Source organism: Martelella lutilitoris, from assembly GCF_005924265.1.
Classification (GTDB): domain Bacteria; phylum Pseudomonadota; class Alphaproteobacteria; order Rhizobiales; family Rhizobiaceae; genus Martelella; species Martelella lutilitoris.
Genome location: NZ_VCLB01000010.1, coordinates 154,160 through 175,051 on the forward strand (window position 1 = coordinate 154,160; position 20,892 = coordinate 175,051).

Consider the following 20,892-nt stretch of genomic DNA (forward strand, 5'->3'; position numbering starts at 1 on the left):
TGCGCGCGTTGTGGCGGTTCGATGGACGGAGCGCACGGAAGGTTTTGTTCCGTCGAGTGCGCACGGGCGACTTTGAATGATAGAGCAGGTTCAGACAAACGCCACCAAGACCGTGTTATTGTCGCGGCACAACGCATGATCACGAGGCACAATCACGCGCCTATTGAGTGCGCGCAATGCGGCAAGACCTTTCATCCGCTGCATGCGAAGGTGAGGTTTTGTTCGGCGGCTTGCCTCGGGGCCTCAGTCAGAATTCACCACGAAAAGCCTTGCGCTGTATGCGGTTCTGTTTTCCAACCCCGCTATCAAGGCCATAGATGCTGCTCAATGGAGTGCAGCGGAAAACTGAGTTCAATGGTGCGAGCGGAAAAGCTCGCTGATTTGAACCGACACTGCAAAGAATGCGGAACAGAGTTCACGCCGAAAGTCGAAACGGCGATCTACTGTTCTGAGGTATGCCGAAAAAAGGCGGGTATCAAACGTGACGCTGAGAAAAGGCAGGCTTCGGCGAAGGAGCCGTTCTTTCAGGTTCGTACGTGCCAGATGTGCAACATCGAATTCACGGCAACAAACCCGAGAGCCATACATTGTTCCAGCACTTGCAAGACCCGTGCCTACAAGATGCGGCAGAGAGCGAGGAAGAAGGCGCTGGCCGATCCGAATATTGTCAGACTGCCGGCTCCCGAGTTGGGTTCAATGACGAAAGAAGTATTCGATAGCTTGTTTATGTTATCTTGATATACGTTAAAATAGTAATATTAGAATTTAGGGTTCTTCTTCATTATTTTCCAAGCTATAGGATGTATTTGATAAGGCCAGTCTAGCACGGAGTGCTGTCCGTAAGCTTTAATAATTATTCCCCTTTCTACAAGAGGGGCAATTTTCTCATCTATAACTCTGGCTGTGAAGGCTCGCTCGTTTCGCTCTAGGAAATACTTAAGGATATATCTTTCGTCATCCGATAAATCTGAAATCTCTTGAGAGAAAAATGATTTTAGGCGCCGATTTGCTATAGCGTTTCTAACCAACATAAACACAAAAACAAATAACTGCGCAATCACTATAGAAAAGGAAAATGCGGAGATTACGAAGAGTATGTTATTGACCCAAGTTGGTAAAACTGGGGCGAAGGGTATACCGATTTCGGGCGCGACTAAGACCAACGATGATCCTATTAGGGCCGCAAGTGCAATAGGCCACCCGACGCTCATTGCGGTAACAAAGTCTTTAAGGGATGGCATCTCTATTATCCTTAGCGCGCTATTCGTGTATTAAGGATTTCTATTCAATTATCTTATTCATGTCATCGAATAGGTAGGGTGCGATAGATACATTGCGCTGCCTCTTGGCAGTGTTCCTGAAATGCTCAATGTCGCTACACATCTCCATGAGACCTTGAACGCGCCCAATCTGATGAATGAGCATATTTCTGCCGTCTTCGCTGAGCCATTGGTGAAATCTAGCGCGGCGCCGCCCCTCGTCAGTGATATTGAGCTTATCCAGCTCCCGCTTTACATACCCATTTTCAATGGGATCATAGACATACTTATTAATGAATGTTCCATAATATTGAGGGCGCTTTCCGTGGCTTGTATCGTTGTTATACAGGCGGTCGAGTTCAGCGAAAAACGCATCGGGAAATGTCTTGAGCCATTTTTGCAGGCCCTGCGCGATGTACTTGGAAAGCAGAAGGCGCAAAGCGTCGTGCGAGCGATCACGTTGATAGCCTGTAGCCTCATCGATTAATGCGATGATGCCGACTTTCGCGAAAGCCTCCATCAACACTTCAGCTTGGATTGCCAAATGCTCCTGGGAGAAGTGCAATTCGCCTGAGCGCCTTGCCGACAAGAAGACGCCGCAGATTTCCGGCAGGAGCTCCGCTTTTATTCCATGAGCAGGCGTAGCGCCGGGGTTTACCCGGTACAAGACCGGCTCCTTTAGCGCCACCCTCAAGTTATTGGAAATAAAGGGGGAATAGTTCTTTGCAGACAAAAAAGACGGCAGATTGGCGCCGTCCTCGGTTTCACGCATTCGCTTCCAATGCGAGCCGCCCCGCTTGCTGCCAAAAGCGCGGTGAACAGCGCGCTCAGACAAGACGCGCACGCCTCCATCAAGAACAGCACAGTCAAGCTCGATTTCGCCAATCGGCAGTTGACCGCTGTAAACAGCATCTAGCACTTTTTCTCCTGTGTCAGCGGTACCAGCAAGATTAACACTCGGTTCCCCGAAGCTCTGGCTTTCCGCCGCCTGCGATTTGTCGCCTTCGTCTGCCATTCACTCGCCTTCCTATATCAATAAAGCCCTATTTGTTGGCCATTGATTCCAGATCATGAGCAACTTTGAGAGTATTGGCAACAAGGACTCGTCCCATGGCGGTGACTTCTGGCGAGAGTTCCCCTGCTTCTTGTTTTACTGCGCTGATGAAAGCTTCAATCGTTGTTCCGATAGAAGCGACAGAACGTGACTGAAGTGAAAGATGGCGCCGGGTCGCCGCTTCTAGTCTCTCTGATGCGGCGGTAAGAGAAGCCAAAAGGCGTTCGTTTGCTTCAGCGCCGCGCGCTATCGCCAAGGCGTGCTCAACGTCTTCCTTCGTGATCTTGCTGACTTCGTCCTGCTCCAAAGAGCCTTCGAGGCGGGCGATCATTTCGGCATTCATTGAACGCCCATTCTCTTCCGCGACGCGCTTGATGCGATCTCGCAAGCCGTCGGGCATACGGAGGACGTACTTGTCCAATTCGCGGCTAGGGAAGTAGTCCGCTTGATTTGACTGACGTTGCTTATCGTTTGTTTTAGGTGCCATTTGGAATCCATAGCGGCCATTAGCCATTAAAGAAATGATAGCCAATGGCCATATCGTCATTGACATGGACCGATCACTGACTATTAGCTATATAGTAGCCAGTGGCCATCTTCACGCGGAAGAGCGACTTCTGGCTAACAGGAAGTTAACAGCCGCGAGGTCTTGATATGGAACGAAAATCCGAACGCCTGCAATTGATGGTGGATGCCACTGTGCTCGAAAAGATCGATGATATCCGCTTTACGCGCCGAATGCCGTCACGGTCCGATACGGTGCGCCAGCTTATCTATAAGGGGCTGGAAGCAACCGAAAATCAGGTGGTGCGCTGATGAGCCGGGAACAAATGGCGATTGAGGCCGATGGTGCGTCGATTTTGCTTTCGGCCATTCTCGATACGGCAAAATCAATTGGCGAAGCGGCGGAAGGCGATCTGGCGATCCGGGTCGCATTGCTGGCGGGATCGATCCGCGTTGCCCAATCCTATGTCGAAAAGATCAAGATTGAGTTGGAGGGGGAGAATGCGGAAAACTGACCGCCCGTTGGGGATCAACGAAATCGCGTGTGAATTGGGCTGCTCGGAAAAGACAGTCCGTCGCATGTATGCCAAGGGCACGATTGATGCCTATAAGGTCGGAGGCCGCACTTCCCCAATACGGATGGACCGGATAGCGCTTCGCAGGCTAAAGAAAAGGCGGGGCGCGGTGTGATGGGCCTGCCCAAAACATATACGATGGATGAAGTTGCCTGCGCCCTGCATGTTTCGAGGCGTACACTTCAGGAACACCTGAAGGCGCATCCCTTCTATCGTCAGATCGGGCGTCGGAAGATTTTCACCGACACCGATGTGTCCGCACTCTTGGAGGCGTTGCCATGTCACCCCTCAAAACCTGCAAACGCAACGGAAGCAAAAACTGGTACCTGCGCGGCACCATCCGTGGCGTCACAGTGGACGAAACTACGGGAACTGACGTCTGGGAAAGGGCGGAAGAAATCCGGATACGGCGCGAGGCGGAAATCCTCGACCGTAGTATCCATGGAAAGCGCAAGACGGCGACTTTCCTAGAAGCGGCAGTCAAATACATGGAAGCGGGAGGGGAAACCCGCTTCACCGGCCCTGTCGCAAACCATTTCGGCACGACGCCTCTTAGCAAGATCGATCAAGACGCGGTTGATCGGGCCGCGATTAAGCTTCATCCGAAGGGAAGCCCGGCAACGCGCAATCGGCAGGTTTACACGCCGGTTTCTGCCGTGATGACTTTCGCGGCGAAGAGGGGGCTTTGCGAGCGTGTGCTTTTCGAGAGGCCCAAACAAGCGCCCGGTCGGGTGCGGTGGCTTGCGCCGGAAGAGGCCGAAAGGCTGATTGCGGCTTGCTCTTCACACCTGAAGCCGCTCGTTATCTTCCTTCTATATACCGGCGCGCGCTGTTCTGAAGCGCTGTATCTGGACTGGCGCAATATCGATCTGGCGAGGGCGCATGTTTCTTTTGAGGACACGAAGAACGGCGAGGATAGAGGCGTACCGCTTCATCCTCGTGTTTTGTCGGCGCTCGCCAATCTTGAATATCGGGACGGCCCGGTCTTTCGTCGCCCGGACGGAAGGCCCTACGAGGTCAAGGAAGAAAGCGGCGGGCAAATCAAAACGGCGTTCAAAGGTGCCTGCCGCCGCGCCGGGATTTCCGATTTTACGCCGCACGACTGCCGCCATACCTGGGCCACTTGGCACTATGCCGCGAATCGCGATCTGATCGCTCTTCAGAAGCTCGGAGGGTGGAAATCGGAACGTATGGTTTTGCGTTACGCGCACGTCAATGTAGCCAATTATTCGGCCTCAATTAATGCCCTTCCATGGGAGAAATCCGGGGACTTGGAAGGTGGAAATGAAAATACCAAAAGGAAAACAAAGTGATAGGATATGACGCCCGCAACCTTGGTAAGGGAGAGGCCGAGAGTTCAAATCTCTCTAGCAGCACCATTTCACTCGATTTTTCTCTTTTGAGAACAGCGAACGCTTTCGATCTGTGGCGTTTTGGGCTCATTCTCGATTTTCATCGATCGATGCGATGCGTGGTGCTATTGCGTCAGAGAGCAAAAGACAAAGGCCGTTCCGGTATAACACCGAAACGGCCTCTTCTTCCAAGACTGCTATTGTCCGAAAATTCTATCGGAGTTCCGCAACCATCTTCCGGGCGCCGATCTTGCCGAGGCCTTCGAGGTTTTCGGCGAGGCTTTCCTTGAAGCCGACGCTTTCCCTGAGCGCGGCTGGAAAAATGCCGGAGCCTGAGAGGATGCGCTCGACCTTCTCGCGCGATGACCCGCCATTGGCGAGCGTCTTCAGCCTGTCCGCCATCGGGTCGCGCACATCGATCGGCGCCCCCTTGTCATCCGTGCCGGCGACATAGCGGATCCAGCCTGCGACCAGCAGGGTAAGGCGGGGGCACGGGGTTCCGTTCTTCAGATGATGGGCGATTGATTCCAGCGCGCGCTGCGGCAGTTTCTGGCTGCCATCCATGGCGATCTGCCAGGTGCGGTGGCGAATTGCGGGGTTTTCGAAGCGCGTGATCAGAGCGTCGGCGTATGCGTCGAGGTCGATTCCGTCAGGTGCTTTGAGCGTCGGGATCTGCTCCTTGCCCATCAGGTCGCGGGCGGCCTTTCGATAGGCCGGGTCCTGCATGCATTCGGCAATGGTTTCATAGCCGCCGAGATAGCCGAGATAGGCGAGGAAGGAATGCGAGCCGTTCAGCATGCGGAGCTTCATGTTCTCGTAAGGGGCGACATCATCGGTGAAGGTCGCGCCGGCGCGGTCCCAGTCCGGGCGGCCGGAAACGAAATCATCCTCGATCACCCATTGGCGGAAGGGCTCGCAGACGATGCCTGCGGGATCCTCGGTGCCGATCCGTTCGGCAAGGAGCCGATAGCTTTCCTCGGTCATCGCCGGAACAATGCGGTCGACCATGGTCGAAGGGAAGCGGCCATGCTCCTCGATCCAGTCGGCGAGATCCCTGTCGCGGGCGCGGGCAAAGTCGATCACCGCGCGGCGGGCAAGCTTGCCGTTGGAAGGCAGGTTGTCGCAGGAAAGCACGGTGAAGGGCTTCTGCCCGGCCTGTTTGCGGGCGGCAAGGGCCGCCACCAGCGTACCGACGACCGAGCGCGGTTGATCGGGGTTTTCGAGATCGGCCTTGATCGCAGGATTGTCGAAATCAAGGCCCCCATCAGCGCCGAGCGTATAGCCCTTTTCCGTGACGGTGATGGAAACAAGCGCGATCTTGTCGTCGGCAATGGCGGCGATGATGCCCTCGGGGCCGCAGTCTTCCATGTGGCGATGATCCACGACCGCGCCGGAGATACGCGCCTTCTGCCCGTCGGCGGCATTTTCGACGACGCTGTAAAGATAGTTGCGCTCGGCGAGCGCCTTTAGCGGCGCGGACGGACCTCTCAGTTCGATCTCGCGATAGCCCCAGGTGCCGCCGGCGCGCAGAACGTCATCGGTATAGACGGCCTGATGGGCGCGGTGAAAGGCGCCGAAACCGATATGGCACATGCGGGCTTCGACCTTTGAGCGGTCGTAGTCCGGACGGAGGACATCGGGTTTTGCGTGATCAAGGAGCGGATTGGAGGACATGGCGGTTCCTTCCGTAAAACGGCGCATTTGGGCTGGCGCCGACGGCAATGGGGTGTGTGAATAAAAAGCGGGAGAGCCTGAGCTCTCCCGAAGTGCCGGTCAGCGGCCGACAGTCTTGCCGTTGGCGTCGGCCATGCCGTTTGCGGCAATCTTGCGTCCTTCGCCTTCGGGCAGGAGTATCCGGACAGTCTCGTAGGGCGGCTTGTAGTCGCCTTCGCGCTGCCAGGTGAGGGTGAGGCCGGCGTCATCGCCGGCAAGGGCGTAATGCGTCAGGCTGTGGCCTGCGGTTTCGCGCCAGTTGACGGTGTCGCCGTCATCTTCATACTCGATCGTCTCGGCGGAAAACGCGCCCGGAACAGGGAAAACGGCGAGCGTGCGCGCCCTGTCGACCTTGGCATTGGCGCGGCTTGCGCCGTCCGAGAGCGGGATCACCGCACCGGCGCGGACAAAAAGCGGCATGCTGGCAAGGTTAACCGGCAGCGTCACCTCCGTTCCGGGCGCATGATATTCGCCCGACCAGAAGTCCCACCATCCGGTTTCATTCTTCGGCAGGTAGACCGTTCGCTCGGCAGCACCCTCGTCGACCACATTGGCAACCAGAAGGTCACGCCCGAGCATGAAGTCGTCGGTTTCCTCGAAGGTGCGCGCATCATGCGGATGGTCGAGGAAGGTCGGTCGCAGCATCGGCTCGTCTTTTGTGCTGGCAAGCCAGGTCAGCGTGTAGAGATAAGGCGTCAACCGGTAGCGGAAGGCAAGCGCCTCGCGGATCAGCGGCAGAACCTCCGGATACATCCAGGCTTCATTGGCCGTGCCGTCATCATTCCACGAATGGATGGTGAAGCGCGGGTGGAAAATGCCGTTCTGCACCCAGCGGACGAAGAGTTCCGGCTCCGGCTTCGGGCCGGAAAAACCGCCGACATCGTGGCCGACATTGTAGATGCCGGAGAGCGACATGGAGAGACCCATGCGGATATTGTAGCGCACCGTTTCCCAGCGGGTGTAGTTGTCGCCGGACCAGGTCTGGGCATAGCGCTGGATGCCGGGGCAGCCCGCGCGCGAGATCAGATATTGCCGGTGATCGGGATCGAAGGCTTCCTGCGCTTCCTTCGACGCGCGGCTCATCAGCAGCGAATGCAGCGGCCGGATGAGCGCGACCGGGATTTCCTTGCCGAAGCCGTTGCAACGGGCCTCGTCATCCCAGATCTCATACTCGTTGTTGTCGTTCCAGGTGCAGGCAATGCCCTTCTTCAGCAGTTGTTCCGTCACGCCCTTCTGCCACCAGGCGACGGAGGCCGGATTGGTGAAATCGAGATGGGCGCCCGAATCATCCCAGTAGACGGCATCCGCATAGGAATTGGTCTCGCTGTCGGTGATGAACAGGCCGGCATCGAGCGCCTCGTTGAAGCGGGGATGGTCCTGCAGCAGCGCCGGCTTGATATTGGCAATCAGCGTCAGTTCGGCATCGGCGAACTTTTTCGTCATGCCTTCGACGTCCGGGAATTTTTCATAATTCCAGTTGAAGACATAGCGCTTCGGGCCGATCGAGGTGTAGCCGGACGACATCTGGAAACTGTCGCAGGGAATGTCGTGTTCGGAGAGCCTGGTGAGGAAGCCTTCCAGCTCCTCCTGCGCATTGGGCCGGTCGGTATAGGCCATGGTCGAGCCGGAATAGCCGAGCGCCCAGCGCGGCATGAAGGCCGTGCCGCCGGTCAGCCGCGTATGGCCCTTCACCAGATCCAGCATCTCCGGCGCAAAGGCGAAGTAGTAATCGAGATCGCCATCGAGCGCGCGATAGGCGCGGAAGGGCTTGTGGTAATTGTCGAACTCGTTGCCGAGATCGAACCAGCAGGAAGCGAGATTGTCGTAGAACACCGAGAAACAGCCGGCGTCCGGCGTCACGGTGAAGGTGACGGGCAGGTGCTTGTAGAGCGGATCGGTGGTCTTGGCGTTATAGCCCATGGCGTCAAGATTGCGCATCTCGTAGCGGCGGCCGGAGCGTTCGAGATCGCCCGCCTTCTCGCCGAGGCCGTAGACCTTCTCGCCGGGTTTCCTGAGGAGGAAATGGCTGTTGCGATGGTCGCGAATGCCGAGCATGTAGGCGCCGGTCGGGCGCTCCTCGGCAACCAGCTTCCATGTGCCGTCGGCCTGTTTCGCTTCCCAGCGCATGGTCAGCGGGTTTTCGACGGTGAGTCTGAGGGCGGCGGTCTCGAGGGTGAGCGCTTCGCCTTCGGTGCAGGAAAATTCAGGCAGGGAGAAGCCGGAAAGGTCATCGCGGGAACGGCCTTCGAAGGGCACGTCCTCTTCCGGCGCGATCGACCAGGTGCGGTCGAGCCGCCAGTCGCCGGACTTTTTCAGCGAGACGCGGAAGAGGGTTTCTTCGAGAACGGTGATTTTCAGGGTGTGGGAGCCGTCGACGGTGAGCGTGACGCCATTGGCGTCACGCGCGTCAAGCGCCCAGTTCTTGAGGGTACGCATTTCAGTATTCCCGTTTCGTTAGCCGCCGTAACCCAGAAGCAGGCGCGGCAGGCCGAGGCTGATTGCGGGGACATAGGTGACGAGCATCAGGACCGCGATCAGGGTGAGGAAGAAGGGGATCAAAGGCTTGATCACCTTCGGGATCGTGGTGCCGCCGACCGAGCAGCCGATGAAGAGGGCTGATCCGACAGGCGGCGTGCAGATGCCGACGCAGAGGTTGAGCGTCATCATCACGCCGAACTGGACCGGATCCATGCCAAGCTGCTGAACCACCGGCATCAGGATCGGGGTGAAGATCAGAAGCGCCGGTGTCATGTCCATGAAGGTGCCGACGACAAGAAGGACGACGTTCAGGATCAAAAGAATCAGGATCGGGTTGTCCGACAGGCCGAGCATGAAATCGGAGATCATGTTCGGAATGTTGCCGAAGGCCATGGCGCGCGACATCGCGATCGAGCAGCCGATCATCAGCAGGACCACGGCGGTGGTGATCGCCGATTCGAGGATGATCGAGGGAAGCTGCTTGATCGAGGTTTCACGATACCAGACGAAAGCCAGAAGCAGGGTATAGACGACGGCAATCGCCGAGGCTTCGGTGGCGGTGAAGATGCCGCCGATGATGCCGCCCATGACGACGACGATCAGACCGAGCGGCAGGAGCGCGTCGAGGCCCTTCCTGACGAATTCGCCGGCGGTCGGGCGGGGCTGGGTCGGGTAGCCGCGCTTCTTGGCGATGATACCGGCGACGATCATGATGCCGAGGCCCATCAGGATGCCGGGCACATAGCCGGCCACGAAGAGGGCCGCGACCGAGGTGCCGCCTGAAATCAGCGAAAAGACGATGAAGGTCGAGCTCGGCGGGATCAGGAGGCCGGTCGTGCAGGACGAGATGTTGACGGCGGCCGAATAGGCCGGGTCATACCCTTCCTTCTTCTGCAGCGGCGCCATGACGCCGCCGACGGCAGCCGCGGAGGCTACGGCCGAACCCGAAAGCGCGCCGAACATCATGTTGGCCAGCACGTTCACATGGGCGAGCGAGCCGGGAAGGGCGAAGCCGAGCACCTTGGCGAAATCGATGAGCCGGCGGGCAATGCCGCCGCGGTTCATGATATTGCCGGCCAGGATGAAGAAGGGGATCGCCAGGAGGGTGAATGAGTCGAGGCCAGAGGACATCTGCTGGGCGACGATGAAGAAGGACTGGTCGATGCCGACGAAGAGCGCGAAGGTGACGGCAGCCGAAACGCCGATGGCGAAGGCGATCGGAACGCCGAGAACCATCAGCAGGATGAAACTGCCGAACAGGACCAGCGGGGCGTAGGACATAAGCATGAAAGGAACTCCCCTTAGTTCAGAGGTCCGCCGGCTTCGGCGGGCGGGGCTTCAACGGGCGTCTTGCCGGCGAAAAGGCGGATGGCCATCTGCAGGCAGTAGAAGAGAATGACGGCGCCGGAGACCGGAATGGCGATGTAGATGTAGCCCATCGGCATCTGCAGGGCGGGTGAGACCTGGCCGTTTGCAAGCGTGCGGCCAACGAGCGCGCCGCCGCCATTGATCATGACCGCGATGGCAAAGAAGGCGATGACGGCGACGACCAGAAGCTGGGCAAGCTGCTTGCGCCAGCCCGAAAGCGCCGGCGCCAGGATCTCGATGGCGAGGTGGCGACCTTTGCCGAAGGTGTAGGCGCCGCCGATCAGCGCCATCCAGATGAACAGGAAACGGGCGATTTCGTCGGTATAGATGGACGGCGCGCGCAGGATGTAGCGGCTCATGACCTGCCACACCACGCAGACGACCATGCCGGAGAAGCCGGCGACGATAATGACGCGCAGGACGGCGTCGATCATATTGGCAAGGCCGTCGACGAGACGGCTGATCGTGTCGGGTTTTCCTTGTTCGGACATCCGACCCTCCCTTGAGCGAGTTCTTTGTGCGGCCTTTTGGTTGATACCTTTGGCCGATGGTTGAAGCATGAACCAAAATAAAAAATTGGTCAACCAATTTATCTATTTTGGTTGACACCTAAAATAATTTGGTCAACCATAAGCCCATCCGCTGCAATAAGGCACTCTGTGGCGGTCTGACAATCACTCCTCAAACGAACGGGTGCCGGGAGGAAGATATGAACGTCTTTTCCAAAGTCGCTTTGATGACGGGCGTCGCTGCTGTCGCCTTTGCCGCAACCGCCGAAGCGCGCACGCTTCGCCTCAATCACAACAACCCGCCGGACCATCCGCTGCATATCTCCATGGAATTCATGGGCGATCGCCTGTCCGAACTGACCGACGGCGCCTGGGATATCCAGGTTTTCCCGAACGGCCAGCTCGGCAATCAGCGCGAATCGATGGAACTGGTCCAGAGCTGCGTGCTCGACATGGCCAAGAGCAATGCCAGCGAGCTGGAAGCCTTCGAGCCGACCTATTCGGCCTTGAACCTGCCCTATCTCTTCCTCAGCGAAGATCATCAGTTCGATGTTCTGACCGGTGAAATCGGCCAGGAAATCCTCGACGCCTCCCACGACAAGGGGTTCCAGGGCGTCGCCTTCCTGATCGAGGGCGCGCGTTCCTTCTACGGCAACAAGCCGATCAATACCCCGGCAGACCTCCAGGGCATGAAGATCCGCGTTCAGCCGAGCCCGTCTGCGATCCGCATGGTCGAGCTTCTGGGCGGCAGCCCGACGCCGCTTGCCTATGGCGAGCTTTACAGCGCCCTGCAGCAGGGCGTCGTTGACGGCGCGGAAAACAATCCGACCGCGCTCACCACCGTGCGTCACGGCGAAGTGGCGGACTATTTCTCGCTCGACGAGCACACCATGATCCCCTCTGTCGTGGTGATCTCGAACTGCGCATGGGATGCCATGTCCGATGACGACAAGGCCGCCTTCCGTCAGGCCGCCCAGGAAGCCATGCAGTTCCATCGCGAACAGTGGGACGCAATCGTGTCCACGACGATGGGCGAGATCGAGGAAATGGGCGTGACGGTCAACACCGTCGACAAGGCGCCTTTCATCGAGGCCGTTCAGCCGATGTATGACGAAGTCAAGGGCAACTCGCCGGCTGTCGCCGACCTGGTCGACCGCATCCAGGCCGAAGGCGCGAACTACAGCGACAACTAAGTCGCGCGAAAAATTTGGTCGGCCACTTCATGTGGCCGGCCGGCTCATACACATTGACAGGTTCCGGTGGAGGTTCACCATGCTCGAGCGATCAGAAATGGCGGAAAATGCGCTTCAGGCGCTGCATGACGAGGATTATGATCGTCCTTTCAATCCGCAGAACCTCAACCACACCACCATGATCTTCATGGGTGACCGCGAGCAGGTCTCGCTCAATGGCGAATGGAATTTCTGCGTCGATCTGCTTGATACGGGCCTTCGCCAGAAATGGTTCGCCATGGAACCGGCCGCGCCCCGTGACCGCGAGGAGCCCTGGGACTACGACCCCTATATGGGCGAGACCGTGTCGGTGCCCTCCTGCTGGCAGATGCTGAAGGAGAAATGGTATTTCTTCGAGGGCAGCGCCTGGTATACGCGCCCTGTCGATTTTTCACCGAAGCCCGGCAAGCGCACCTTCCTGCGCGTCGGGGCCGCACAATATGACTGCAAGGTTTTCCTGAACGGCGCATTCATCGGCAATCACTATGGCGGCTCGACGCCTTTCTTTGCCGAACTGACCGATCGCCTGAAGGATGGCCGCAACTGGCTGATGCTCTGCGTCAACAATGTCCGCACCACCGATCGCGTGCCGATGCGCAATACCGACTGGTTCAACTATGGCGGCGTCTATCGCGAGGTCTCGCTGATCGAGACGCCTCAAAGCCTGATCCGCGATTTCTTCATCCATATGACGCCGAGCGCCGAGCGCGCCGGACTGGTCGCGAGCATTGTTGCCGAAGGTGTGGACACAGCCGAAATCGCGATCCCCGAACTCGGGATCAGCGAGACCGTGAAACTTGTCGACGGCCGTGGAACCATCACGATCGACGCCGCGCCCTTGCTCTGGTCGCCGGAGCGGCCGAAACTTTATGACGTGCATGTCACCGCCGGCGACGACCGCGTTTCCGATCGCATCGGCTTCCGCACGATCGAGCGGAAGGGCCGCGAGCTTTTCCTCAACGGTCGCCCGCTGTGGCTTCGCGGCATCTCGGTGCATGAGGATGACGCGAAGCTCGGCAAGGTCATCACCGAGGACGACTTGCGCCGGCGCTATGCCGATGCCAAGGAGATGGGCTGCAATTTCGTGCGGCTTGCGCACTATCCCCACCACGAGCGTGCGGTGGAACTGGCAGATGAGGCCGGGCTGCTCGTCTGGGCGGAGATCCCGGTCTACTGGGCCATCGATTTCGCCAATCCGGCGACCGAGCGCGATGCACAGAACCAGTTGATCGAACTCATCCGCCGCGACCGCAACCGCGCCAGCGTCGCGATCTGGTCCGTGGGCAACGAAAACGCCGATACCGATGCGCGGCTGGCCTTTATGAAAGGCCTTGCGGAGACTGCGCGTGCCGAAGATCCGACGCGGCTGATTGCCGCCGCCTGCCTCGTCAACCACGCCAAGCTCAAGATCGAGGACCGGCTTGCCACCTATCTCGATATTATCGGCATCAACGAATATTACGGCTGGTATGACGAGGATTTTTCCGAACTGCCGAAAATCCTGGCCAACTCCCAGCCCGACCGCCCCGTCGTCATCTCCGAGACCGGCGCCGATGCGGATATCACCGAGCACGGACCCAAGGCTGGTCTGTTCTCCGAAGATTATCAGGCGGAAGTCTACGAAAAGCAGATCGCCACCTTGCGGGACCTCGATTTCGTCAAGGGGATGTCGCCCTGGATTCTCTACGATTTCAGGACCGAGCGCCGCCAGGGCATTTTCCAGCGCGGCTTCAACAGAAAAGGTCTGATTGCCGCAGACAAGGTAACCAGGAAAAAATCCTTCGCTATACTGCAGGAATTTTATCACGCGGTTGCCGCAAGGGAGGCTGACGAATGGGAGAAACTGTAAAACGCCGTTATCAGGAAGTTGCGGCCGAAATTCGCGATCTCATCGCGGGTTCGAACTACAAGCCGGGCGATCGTCTGAAGACAGAGCGGCAGATGGCCGAGGAGCTGGGTGTCAGCCGTTCGCTGGTGCGCGAGGCGGTGATCACGCTGGAACTTGAAGGCCTGGTCGACGTGCGCAAGGGCTCCGGCATCTACCTCGCCACCCCGCCGGAACAGGCCGCGCAGGATGAGCCGGCGGCTGACGACCTGCCGGATGATTTCGGTCCGTTCGAACTGCTGCAGGCCCGCCAGCTTCTGGAATCAACCATTGCCGCCTTCGCCGCCGAAATGGTCTCCATGGCCGATATCCGCCGAATGCGCGAGGCCCTCGACATGGAGCGCGAGGCGATCGAGAAGGGGAGCGATGACGGCTATGAGGCCGACGAGCTGTTTCACCGGCTGATCGCCGTTGCCACGCAGAACGCCGTGCTCGTCGATCTTCTCGATGAACTCTGGGGCAAGCGCAAGAAGAGCCGCATGTGGGCGCAACTCCATACCCGCGTTTTTGATACGGACTATCGCCGCCGCTGGCTGCAGGACCATCAGGAAATACTCCAGGCGCTACAGATGAAGGATCCGGCGCGCGCGCGACAGGCGATGTGGACGCATCTTCAGAACGTGCGCGAGACGCTGATGGAACTCTCGGATGTCGATGATCCGGCTTTCGACGGCTATCTGTTCGGCTCCCGCGAACTGGGCCGGATCGTGGGCTAGTCCTTCCCACCGCCGAGACACGCCCGAAATGACAGTTTTGACAGTCTGTCGCGCGCATTTCCCAGGCGAGCGCCGTCCCCGGACTGCCTTTTGAAAATGACAGGAGAATACGATGAAGGAAAGCTGGCGCTGGTTCGGACCCAATGATCCGATTTCACTTGCCGAGGTGCGTCAGACGGGCGCGACCGATATCGTTACCGCGCTGCACGAACTGCCAAACGGCGTGTTGTGGGAGCGCGAGACGATCGCAGCCCGCCGCGACATGATTGCCAAGGCCGGTCTCACCTGGTCCGTCGTCGAGAGCATTCCTGTTCACGAGAAGATCAAGACGGCGGAGCCCGGTTGGGAAAAACTTGCCGAAACCTGGGGCCGCTCCGCCCAGAACCTCGCGCGCGAAGGCGTGAAGACGATCTGCTACAATTTCATGCCCGTGCTCGACTGGACGCGCACGGACCTGACCTATCCGCTTGAGGACGGCGCGCTGGCGCTCCGGTTCGACTATCTTTTGTATGTGGCCTTCGACGTCTTCATTCTTCAGCGCAAGGGCGCGGAGGCCGACTATCCGGCAGATGTGGTCGCAAGGGCCGAGGCGCGCTTCAAGGCGCTGAGCGCGGATGCGATTGCCAAGCTCACGGGCACCGTGCTGGCCGGCCTTCCGGGCGCGGAGGAAAGCTACACACTGGAAGATTTCCGCGCGCAGCTTGCCCGTTATGATGCGATCGACGCGGCAGCGCTGGCCGAACAGCTTTCGCGTTTTCTCGAGATCGTGGTGCCGATGGTGGAAGAGGCGGGCGCCGTAATGGCGATCCATCCCGATGATCCGCCGCGTCCGCTTTTCGGCCTGCCGCGCGTCGTTTCCACCGTCGAGGACATGGACCGGATTGCCGCCCGCGTGCCGAGCCTTGCCAATGGCTTCACCTTCTGCACCGGCTCCTACGGCGTGCGCGCCGATAATGACCTGCCGGCAATGCTGAAGAAGCATGGCGACCGGGTGCATTTCCTGCACCTGCGGGCCACCAAGCGCGAGGAGGACGGTCTCAGCTTCCACGAGGCGCCGCACCTGGACGGCGATGTCGACATGGTGGCCGTCGTCAGGGCGGCGCTTGAGGTGGAGAAGGCGCGCGGTGTGCAGATCCCGTTCCGTCCCGATCACGGCCACGCCATCCTTGACGACCAATCGCGCAAGACCAATCCCGGCTATCCGCTGATCGGCCGCCTGCGCGGGTTGTCGGAAGTGCGCGGCATCGCCCGGGCGCTGGCGGCGCTGTAATAGACGAACCGGCGCTCTCGGCATGGCGGGGCCGCCTGTCGGCCTCGCTTGCCTTCCACGTGGTGGCATTCAGGCCCGTCGCTGTGGCCGCCGGGCCGGCCTGAAGGCGCCCTTTCACGGAGCTCTGCGTTTTTTGCATAGGGGCATTGCTGAAAAGGGTCTGCCTCGATTGGAATGAAACGATTATATCCGGTTCAACAGCAAATGATGAGCGTTCCTCAAAATGACGCTCCAGCGAAGAGACAGAAAAATGAACGTCACGCGCAGCTTCAACAACTGGATGAAATATCGTCGCACTGTCAGCGAGCTCGATCGCATGTCGACCCGCGAACTGTCCGACCTCGGCATCAACCGCGAAGATATTCGCCGGATCGCACGCCGGGCCGCATTCTAAGCGACGCATAAGAATTACAGGAATTCGTAGGGCATTCTCCTCCTCCTCCCAAAATGCCCTTCGATAGGTCGGTGATACTCCTCCTCCTCCCAATCACCGGCCACATCAAATGGCGCTCACCGGATCCTCCTCCCCCGGTGAGCGCTATTTTTTTGCGCTGTTGCCAGTCGATGAGCGCTGCCGGGCTGCAGTGCCGGTTTTCTGGTCAAATGTGAGGCAGCCTCTCCGAGCCTTGCATAGACTGCATAGGACTGTTGACGCAAACCCTCTGCCTCAACGCCGGGCAAGCCTCTATATTTCGAATTGTCAGGAACAGAGATGCGTCGCAAGGATGCGGCGCCGAAACCTTCAAACGAAGGGAGAAATGATATGAGCATGGCACATAGCTTCAACAACTGGGTGAAGTATCGTCAGACGGTCAGCGAACTGAACCGCATGAACAACCGCGAACTGGCCGATCTTGGCATCAATCGCGAAGACATCCGCCGGGTTGCCCGCAAGGCTGCGAAGTAACCAGCCTCTCGCGGGGCCGCCGCTTCCTCTGCTGAAGCGGCCTGCAGCTCCCGGCAAAAGTCGGTGACGCGAGGGCGAAACGGCCCCGCATCAACGCAAAAATCCGTGTCGCCCTCTGTCCTTCCTCCCGGACAGAGGGCGTTTTTCGTTCGGAACAAAGGCATGCATGCAAGGGGTTTCGGCCGGACAGCAGGTTGCAACCGTACTCAAAAATAAAAATTTAGCGTCTTGCTCCAGTCATAATTGTCGCGTAACAAAAGGCGCATCGAATTGGTTTGCTAAGTTACGTCTGCGCGAAAGTGCTGGAAACGGTCTTCCTATCAAAATCGAACGACACTGCATGATGGATATCATGTGATCTTGGAACGCACGATTTGAAAGGAAATCGTTATGAGCGTCGGCACTGTAAAATTCTTCAACACCACCAAGGGCTATGGCTTCATCGAACCGGAAGACGGCGGCAAGGACGTTTTCGTTCACATCTCCGCTGTTGAGCGCTCCGGCATGACCACGCTGGCCGAAGGCCAGAAGGTCAACTTCGAAGTTGTTGCTGATCGCCGCACGGGCAAGAGCGCCGCTGAAAACCTCAGCGCTGCCTAATTCCGAGCGCGGCCGGCCCTGAAGGCCGGACACGAAAAAAGACCCTCCGGAGCGTGCGTTCCGGAGGGTTTTTTCATGTCTGGAGACTGTCCGATCGGCTTTGGAACACCGTGCGTCCCTTCGGACGCACGACGCTCTAACCTATCGAATCGCCGCATCGTGCTTTCCGAAAATCGGTTCCGATTTTCGGGCCGATGCGCTAGCGCACCAGGAAAACCGGGATCTTGCAGGCACGCAGCACCGCTGTCGTGGTCGAGCCAATGACAAGGGCGCGGATGCGCGAATGTCCGTAGGCGCCCATCACCAGAAGGTCGGCGCCGGTCTCTGCCGCCACGTCTTCGATGACCTTTTCGGCATGGCCCTGGCGCAGGACGAGCTTTGCCGTCACGCCGGCGTCCTGCAGGCGTTTCAGCGCGGTCTCGGCCTTGCCGGCCATCGGGTCGCCTTCCTTGCAGACGGTCAGGAGCGTCGCGTCCGTTTCCTGCAGAATGTGGCTCGAGATCACGCGATCCACGGCCTTCTCGGCGCTCGGGCCACCGTCATAGGCGACCAGAACCCTGTGGATCGGCTTGAAGGCGCGGGCGGCAACGAAAACCGGCTGCTTTGCGGTTCTGACCGCGCGCTCCAGATTGGAGCCGAGGTGACCGGAGGCGAAATCTGCCCCTTCGCCGCGCTTGCCGATGACGATGACGCGGGAATCCGCGCTGACGTCCTCGATGGCTTCAACGAAATCGCCGTTGCGCAGCCGGGTCTTCACATCGGTAACGCCCTCGGCCGCAAGTCGCTCAAGCGCGCCTTCAAGCAGCAGGCGGCCGCGTTTCTGCGCCACCTTGGCGTTCTGCGCATCGAGTTCGGCCAGTTCCTCCAGAAGCGCGGTGCGTGCGCCGAGGCCGATGGAACCGGACAGATCGGCCGGCGCATGGTGGCCCTGCTGGCGCTCCAGCACATGGACGAGCTCGACCGAAAGGCCGAGCTGCCCAGCGATCCAGGCGGCATGGTCGCACACGCTTTCGGCGTAGTTCGAGCTGTCGATAAAGGCAGTCAGCTTATCCATGATCTAGTGCCCCTCTTTCATGAAGTCTTCGAGCGCGTCGGGCTTGTCGTGGATGGCGAGCCGGTCGACGATCGTCGCGCTCGCCTCGTTGAGGCCGACGATCTCGACGTCGGCGCCCTCACGCCTGAATTTCATCACTACCATATCGAGCGCCCCGACACTTGATATATCCCAAATATGGGCGCGCGAGACGTCGATGACGACCTTCTCCAACGCTTCGCGGAAGTCGAAGGCGGCGTTGAAATCCTCCACCGAGGCGAAGAACAACTGGCCCTCGACATGATAGGTCCGCTGCGTTCCATCCTCGGAAAGCTCCGAGCGGACGCCGAAGAGCTGGGCAATCTTCCAGGCGAAGAAAATGCCGGAGAGAAGAACGCCGACCAGCACGCCGATGGCGAGGTTATGCGTGGCGACCACGACCGCGACCACCGACAGCATGACGACGGACGACGAACGCGGATGATCCTTCAGGTTCTTGATCGAGGACCAGGAGAAGGTGCCGATCGAGACCATGATCATCACGGCGACAAGCGCCGGCATCGGGATCTGGCGGACCCACTGGTCCAGCACGACGACAAGGATCAGCAGGACGATGCCGGCGATGAAGGTCGACAGCCTTCCGCGACCGCCGGATTTCACGTTGATCATTGACTGGCCGATCATGGCGCAACCGGCCATGCCGCCGATGAAACCGGTGAAGAAGTTGGCAATGCCTTGGCCTGCACATTCCTGGTTTCGGTTGGAGCGCGTGTCGGTGAGGTCGTCGATCAGCTGCGCGGTCATCAGGCTTTCCAGGAGGCCGACGACGGCGACCGCCAGCGAATAGGGCAGGATGATCATCAGCGTTTCAAGCGTGAGCGGCACCATCGGCAGGTGGAAAACCGGGAAGGCGTCCGGCAGTTCGCCCATGTCGCCGACATTACGCACGTCGAACTGGAAGATCATGGTCAAGACGGTAATGACCACGATGGCGACGAGCGGGGAGGGCACCGCATTGGTGAGGCGCGGCAGGAGGTAGATGATCGCCAAAGCGCCGGCGACCAGCACATAGGTCATAAAGGTCACATCCGTCAGTTCCGGCAGCTGCGCCATGAAGATCAGGATCGCCAGCGCATTGACGAAGCCGGTCATCACCGAGCGCGAGACGAAGCGCATCAGTGCGCCCAGCTTCAGCAGGCCGAAGACAACCTGGATGACGCCGGCAAGCACCGTTGCCGCCAGCAGATATTCCAGCCCGTGGCCGGCGACCAGAGGCGTCATCAAGACGGCGGTGGCGGCGGTGGCGGCGGAAATCATGCCGGGCCTGCCGCCGACAAAGGCGATGATCACCGCGATCGAGAAGGAGGCGAACAGGCCGACCTTGGGGTCGACGCCGGCGATGATCGAAAAGGCGATGGCCTCGGGAATGAGCGCCATGGCCACGACAAGGCCGGAAAGCGTATCGGCGCGCACATTGCCGAACCACTCCTGCCGGTACTGGGCGAGCGAAAAATGTCTGGTGTTCATCAATGGTCCCTGAAAATCTGTTTGCGGCCGGCAGGCAAAGTGCGGGCCGGGAGGTCATGAAAACAGTTTCAACGGTTGTCCGGCGGATCGGCGGCCGGAAGAGCCACCCGGAGTTTCACCGGGTCCGGGGTTCATTGACGACAGTCAATACGGATTTGGGCGCTGAAGGGCAAGGTTTGCAGCGCAAAATAGGCGGAAAGGGGCCGGTGATCTGCGCCTGGACGTGAATTTCCGAAGGGATACTTGCCATCACACACCGCCGCAATCACCGCGGTTGCGCGATCGAGCTCCCGTCCAGAGCCTTCAGATAGGCATCGCACATCAGGCACAACTGTCCTTGGAGCTTCTCGGCATCTTGGCTATCGAGGCCTCGTTCGAAGACGTTTCGCACCGTCCCGAAGATGACCGTGACAAGGGTCAGGTTCACGCTGGCAAGGTCGGCGAAATCGGCATCGCAGGCGCTTGCGAACATGGCGGTGGTCGCAGTATCGACCCGGCTGGCGAATGCCTCGATGAGAGCTGAGTTGTCGAGGTCGGCGACCGAGCGATAGAGCGCGCGCGTTACCTCGGGCCTTTCGGTTTTTGCGCGCCAGTAGGCGTCAATCAGGGCTTTGAGCATGGTGCTCGCAGGCTGACCGTTCTGGGCGGTGCAGGTCGCCTCGATTTTCGCCGCCAGTGTCTCGAGATAGCGCTCGTTCAGGGCATAGATCAGCGCCTGCTTGTTCGGGAAGTACTGATAGAGGGTGCCGACGGAAACGCCGGCTCGTTCGGCCACGCGCGTGGTGGTGAGGCTGTCCGCGCCGGAGCGGATCAAGAGCTGAATGGTCGCCTCGAAAATGGCATCCACGGTCACGGCCGCGCGTGCCTGACGCGGCCGTTTCCGGGGTGTCAGAGAGGGGCGGGCGGGATT

General features: G+C 59.1%; 20 protein-coding genes and 1 other annotated feature. Of the genes, 10 read left to right on the forward strand and 10 right to left on the reverse strand.

From position 1 onward, the window contains the following. Window positions 1-758 precede the first annotated feature (758 nt). Genes FF124_RS21075 through FF124_RS18195 form a run of 3 tightly spaced genes read right to left on the reverse strand, consistent with a single transcriptional unit; the run spans window position 759 to window position 2,845 of the window. Window positions 759-1,241 carry a super-infection exclusion protein B gene (locus tag FF124_RS21075; RefSeq protein ID WP_138749893.1) on the reverse strand — a complete coding sequence of 161 codons (483 nt, stop codon included), beginning with the start codon at window positions 1,239-1,241 and terminating at the stop codon, window positions 759-761. Window positions 1,242-1,281: 40 nt separating this feature from the next. After that, the gene (locus tag FF124_RS18190; protein WP_138749894.1) at window positions 1,282-2,274 is read right to left on the reverse strand and encodes a P63C domain-containing protein; all 993 of its coding nucleotides are present in this window, start codon (window positions 2,272-2,274) and stop codon (window positions 1,282-1,284) included. A 28-nt stretch (window positions 2,275-2,302) separates the two neighbouring features. Then, complete coding sequence (locus FF124_RS18195; protein WP_210237498.1) at window positions 2,303-2,845, reverse strand: Arc family DNA-binding protein; 543 nt, start codon at window positions 2,843-2,845, stop codon at window positions 2,303-2,305. A gap of 122 nt (window positions 2,846-2,967) precedes the next feature. On the opposite strand from FF124_RS18195, the gene FF124_RS20635 reads away from it, so the two are divergent. From FF124_RS20635 to FF124_RS18205, 3 genes are all read left to right on the forward strand, one after another. Next, complete coding sequence (locus FF124_RS20635) at window positions 2,968-3,129, forward strand: hypothetical protein (protein ID WP_187326998.1); 162 nt, start codon at window positions 2,968-2,970, stop codon at window positions 3,127-3,129. A gap of 14 nt (window positions 3,130-3,143) precedes the next feature. Beyond that, a complete protein-coding gene (locus tag FF124_RS20640) occupies window positions 3,144-3,332 on the forward strand; it encodes a hypothetical protein (RefSeq protein WP_024707758.1) in 189 nt (62 codons plus the stop codon). 338 nt (window positions 3,333-3,670) lie between these two features. Beyond that, window positions 3,671-4,705, forward strand: coding sequence for a tyrosine-type recombinase/integrase (locus FF124_RS18205; RefSeq protein WP_138749896.1), 1,035 nt, complete (start codon window positions 3,671-3,673; stop codon window positions 4,703-4,705). 252 nt (window positions 4,706-4,957) lie between these two features. Here FF124_RS18205 and FF124_RS18210 read toward each other — a convergent pair whose 3' ends face one another. From FF124_RS18210 to FF124_RS18225, 4 genes are all read right to left on the reverse strand, one after another. Further along, window positions 4,958-6,418, reverse strand: a complete 1,461-nt coding sequence (locus FF124_RS18210) for a mannitol dehydrogenase family protein (protein ID WP_138749897.1) — start codon at window positions 6,416-6,418, stop codon at window positions 4,958-4,960. Between the two features lie 99 nt (window positions 6,419-6,517). Continuing rightward, the gene (locus tag FF124_RS18215) at window positions 6,518-8,893 is read right to left on the reverse strand and encodes a glycoside hydrolase family 31 protein (protein ID WP_138749898.1); all 2,376 of its coding nucleotides are present in this window, start codon (window positions 8,891-8,893) and stop codon (window positions 6,518-6,520) included. 18 nt (window positions 8,894-8,911) lie between these two features. After that, on the reverse strand, window positions 8,912-10,222 hold the full coding sequence (locus tag FF124_RS18220) for a TRAP transporter large permease (RefSeq protein ID WP_210237499.1): 1,311 nt from the start codon (window positions 10,220-10,222) through the stop codon (window positions 8,912-8,914). A gap of 14 nt (window positions 10,223-10,236) precedes the next feature. Further along, window positions 10,237-10,794: a TRAP transporter small permease gene (locus FF124_RS18225; RefSeq protein WP_210237500.1), complete on the reverse strand. Its 558-nt coding sequence runs from the start codon at window positions 10,792-10,794 to the stop codon at window positions 10,237-10,239. A 218-nt stretch (window positions 10,795-11,012) separates the two neighbouring features. On the opposite strand from FF124_RS18225, the gene FF124_RS18230 reads away from it, so the two are divergent. The 7 genes from FF124_RS18230 (at window position 11,013) to FF124_RS18260 (ending at window position 17,422) form a co-directional block, all read left to right on the forward strand. Further along, entirely contained in the window at window positions 11,013-12,005 is a 993-nt protein-coding gene (locus FF124_RS18230) for a TRAP transporter substrate-binding protein (protein ID WP_138749899.1), read from the forward strand. Between the two features lie 79 nt (window positions 12,006-12,084). After that, on the forward strand, window positions 12,085-13,893 hold the full coding sequence (locus FF124_RS18235) for a glycoside hydrolase family 2 protein (RefSeq protein ID WP_138749900.1): 1,809 nt from the start codon (window positions 12,085-12,087) through the stop codon (window positions 13,891-13,893). Further along, on the forward strand, window positions 13,878-14,645 hold the full coding sequence (locus tag FF124_RS18240; protein ID WP_138749901.1) for an FCD domain-containing protein: 768 nt from the start codon (window positions 13,878-13,880) through the stop codon (window positions 14,643-14,645). Before FF124_RS18235 ends, FF124_RS18240 begins: the two co-directional genes overlap by 16 nt. A 112-nt stretch (window positions 14,646-14,757) precedes the next feature. Further along, window positions 14,758-15,915, forward strand: a complete 1,158-nt coding sequence (uxuA, locus tag FF124_RS18245) for a mannonate dehydratase (protein WP_138749902.1) — start codon at window positions 14,758-14,760, stop codon at window positions 15,913-15,915. A gap of 250 nt (window positions 15,916-16,165) precedes the next feature. Continuing rightward, window positions 16,166-16,309, forward strand: coding sequence for a DUF1127 domain-containing protein (locus tag FF124_RS18250; protein ID WP_081725756.1), 144 nt, complete (start codon window positions 16,166-16,168; stop codon window positions 16,307-16,309). Between the two features lie 369 nt (window positions 16,310-16,678). Then, window positions 16,679-16,822: a DUF1127 domain-containing protein gene (locus tag FF124_RS18255; RefSeq protein WP_138749903.1), complete on the forward strand. Its 144-nt coding sequence runs from the start codon at window positions 16,679-16,681 to the stop codon at window positions 16,820-16,822. A gap of 390 nt (window positions 16,823-17,212) precedes the next feature. Next, a complete protein-coding gene (locus FF124_RS18260; protein WP_138749904.1) occupies window positions 17,213-17,422 on the forward strand; it encodes a cold-shock protein in 210 nt (69 codons plus the stop codon). A 199-nt stretch (window positions 17,423-17,621) separates the two neighbouring features. Here FF124_RS18260 and FF124_RS18265 read toward each other — a convergent pair whose 3' ends face one another. From FF124_RS18265 to FF124_RS18275, 3 genes are all read right to left on the reverse strand, one after another. After that, window positions 17,622-18,476, reverse strand: a complete 855-nt coding sequence (locus FF124_RS18265; protein WP_138749905.1) for a universal stress protein — start codon at window positions 18,474-18,476, stop codon at window positions 17,622-17,624. Between the two features lie 3 nt (window positions 18,477-18,479). Continuing rightward, on the reverse strand, window positions 18,480-19,982 hold the full coding sequence (locus FF124_RS18270) for a SulP family inorganic anion transporter (RefSeq protein ID WP_138749906.1): 1,503 nt from the start codon (window positions 19,980-19,982) through the stop codon (window positions 18,480-18,482). 73 nt (window positions 19,983-20,055) lie between these two features. Further along, window positions 20,056-20,111: a sequence feature (sul1 is cis-regulatory element that is thought to sense ions involved in sulfur or methionine metabolism; They are found in Alphaproteobacteria), on the reverse strand. 136 nt (window positions 20,112-20,247) lie between these two features. After that, window positions 20,248-20,835: a TetR/AcrR family transcriptional regulator gene (locus FF124_RS18275; protein ID WP_246072531.1), complete on the reverse strand. Its 588-nt coding sequence runs from the start codon at window positions 20,833-20,835 to the stop codon at window positions 20,248-20,250. Window positions 20,836-20,892 lie beyond the last annotated feature (57 nt).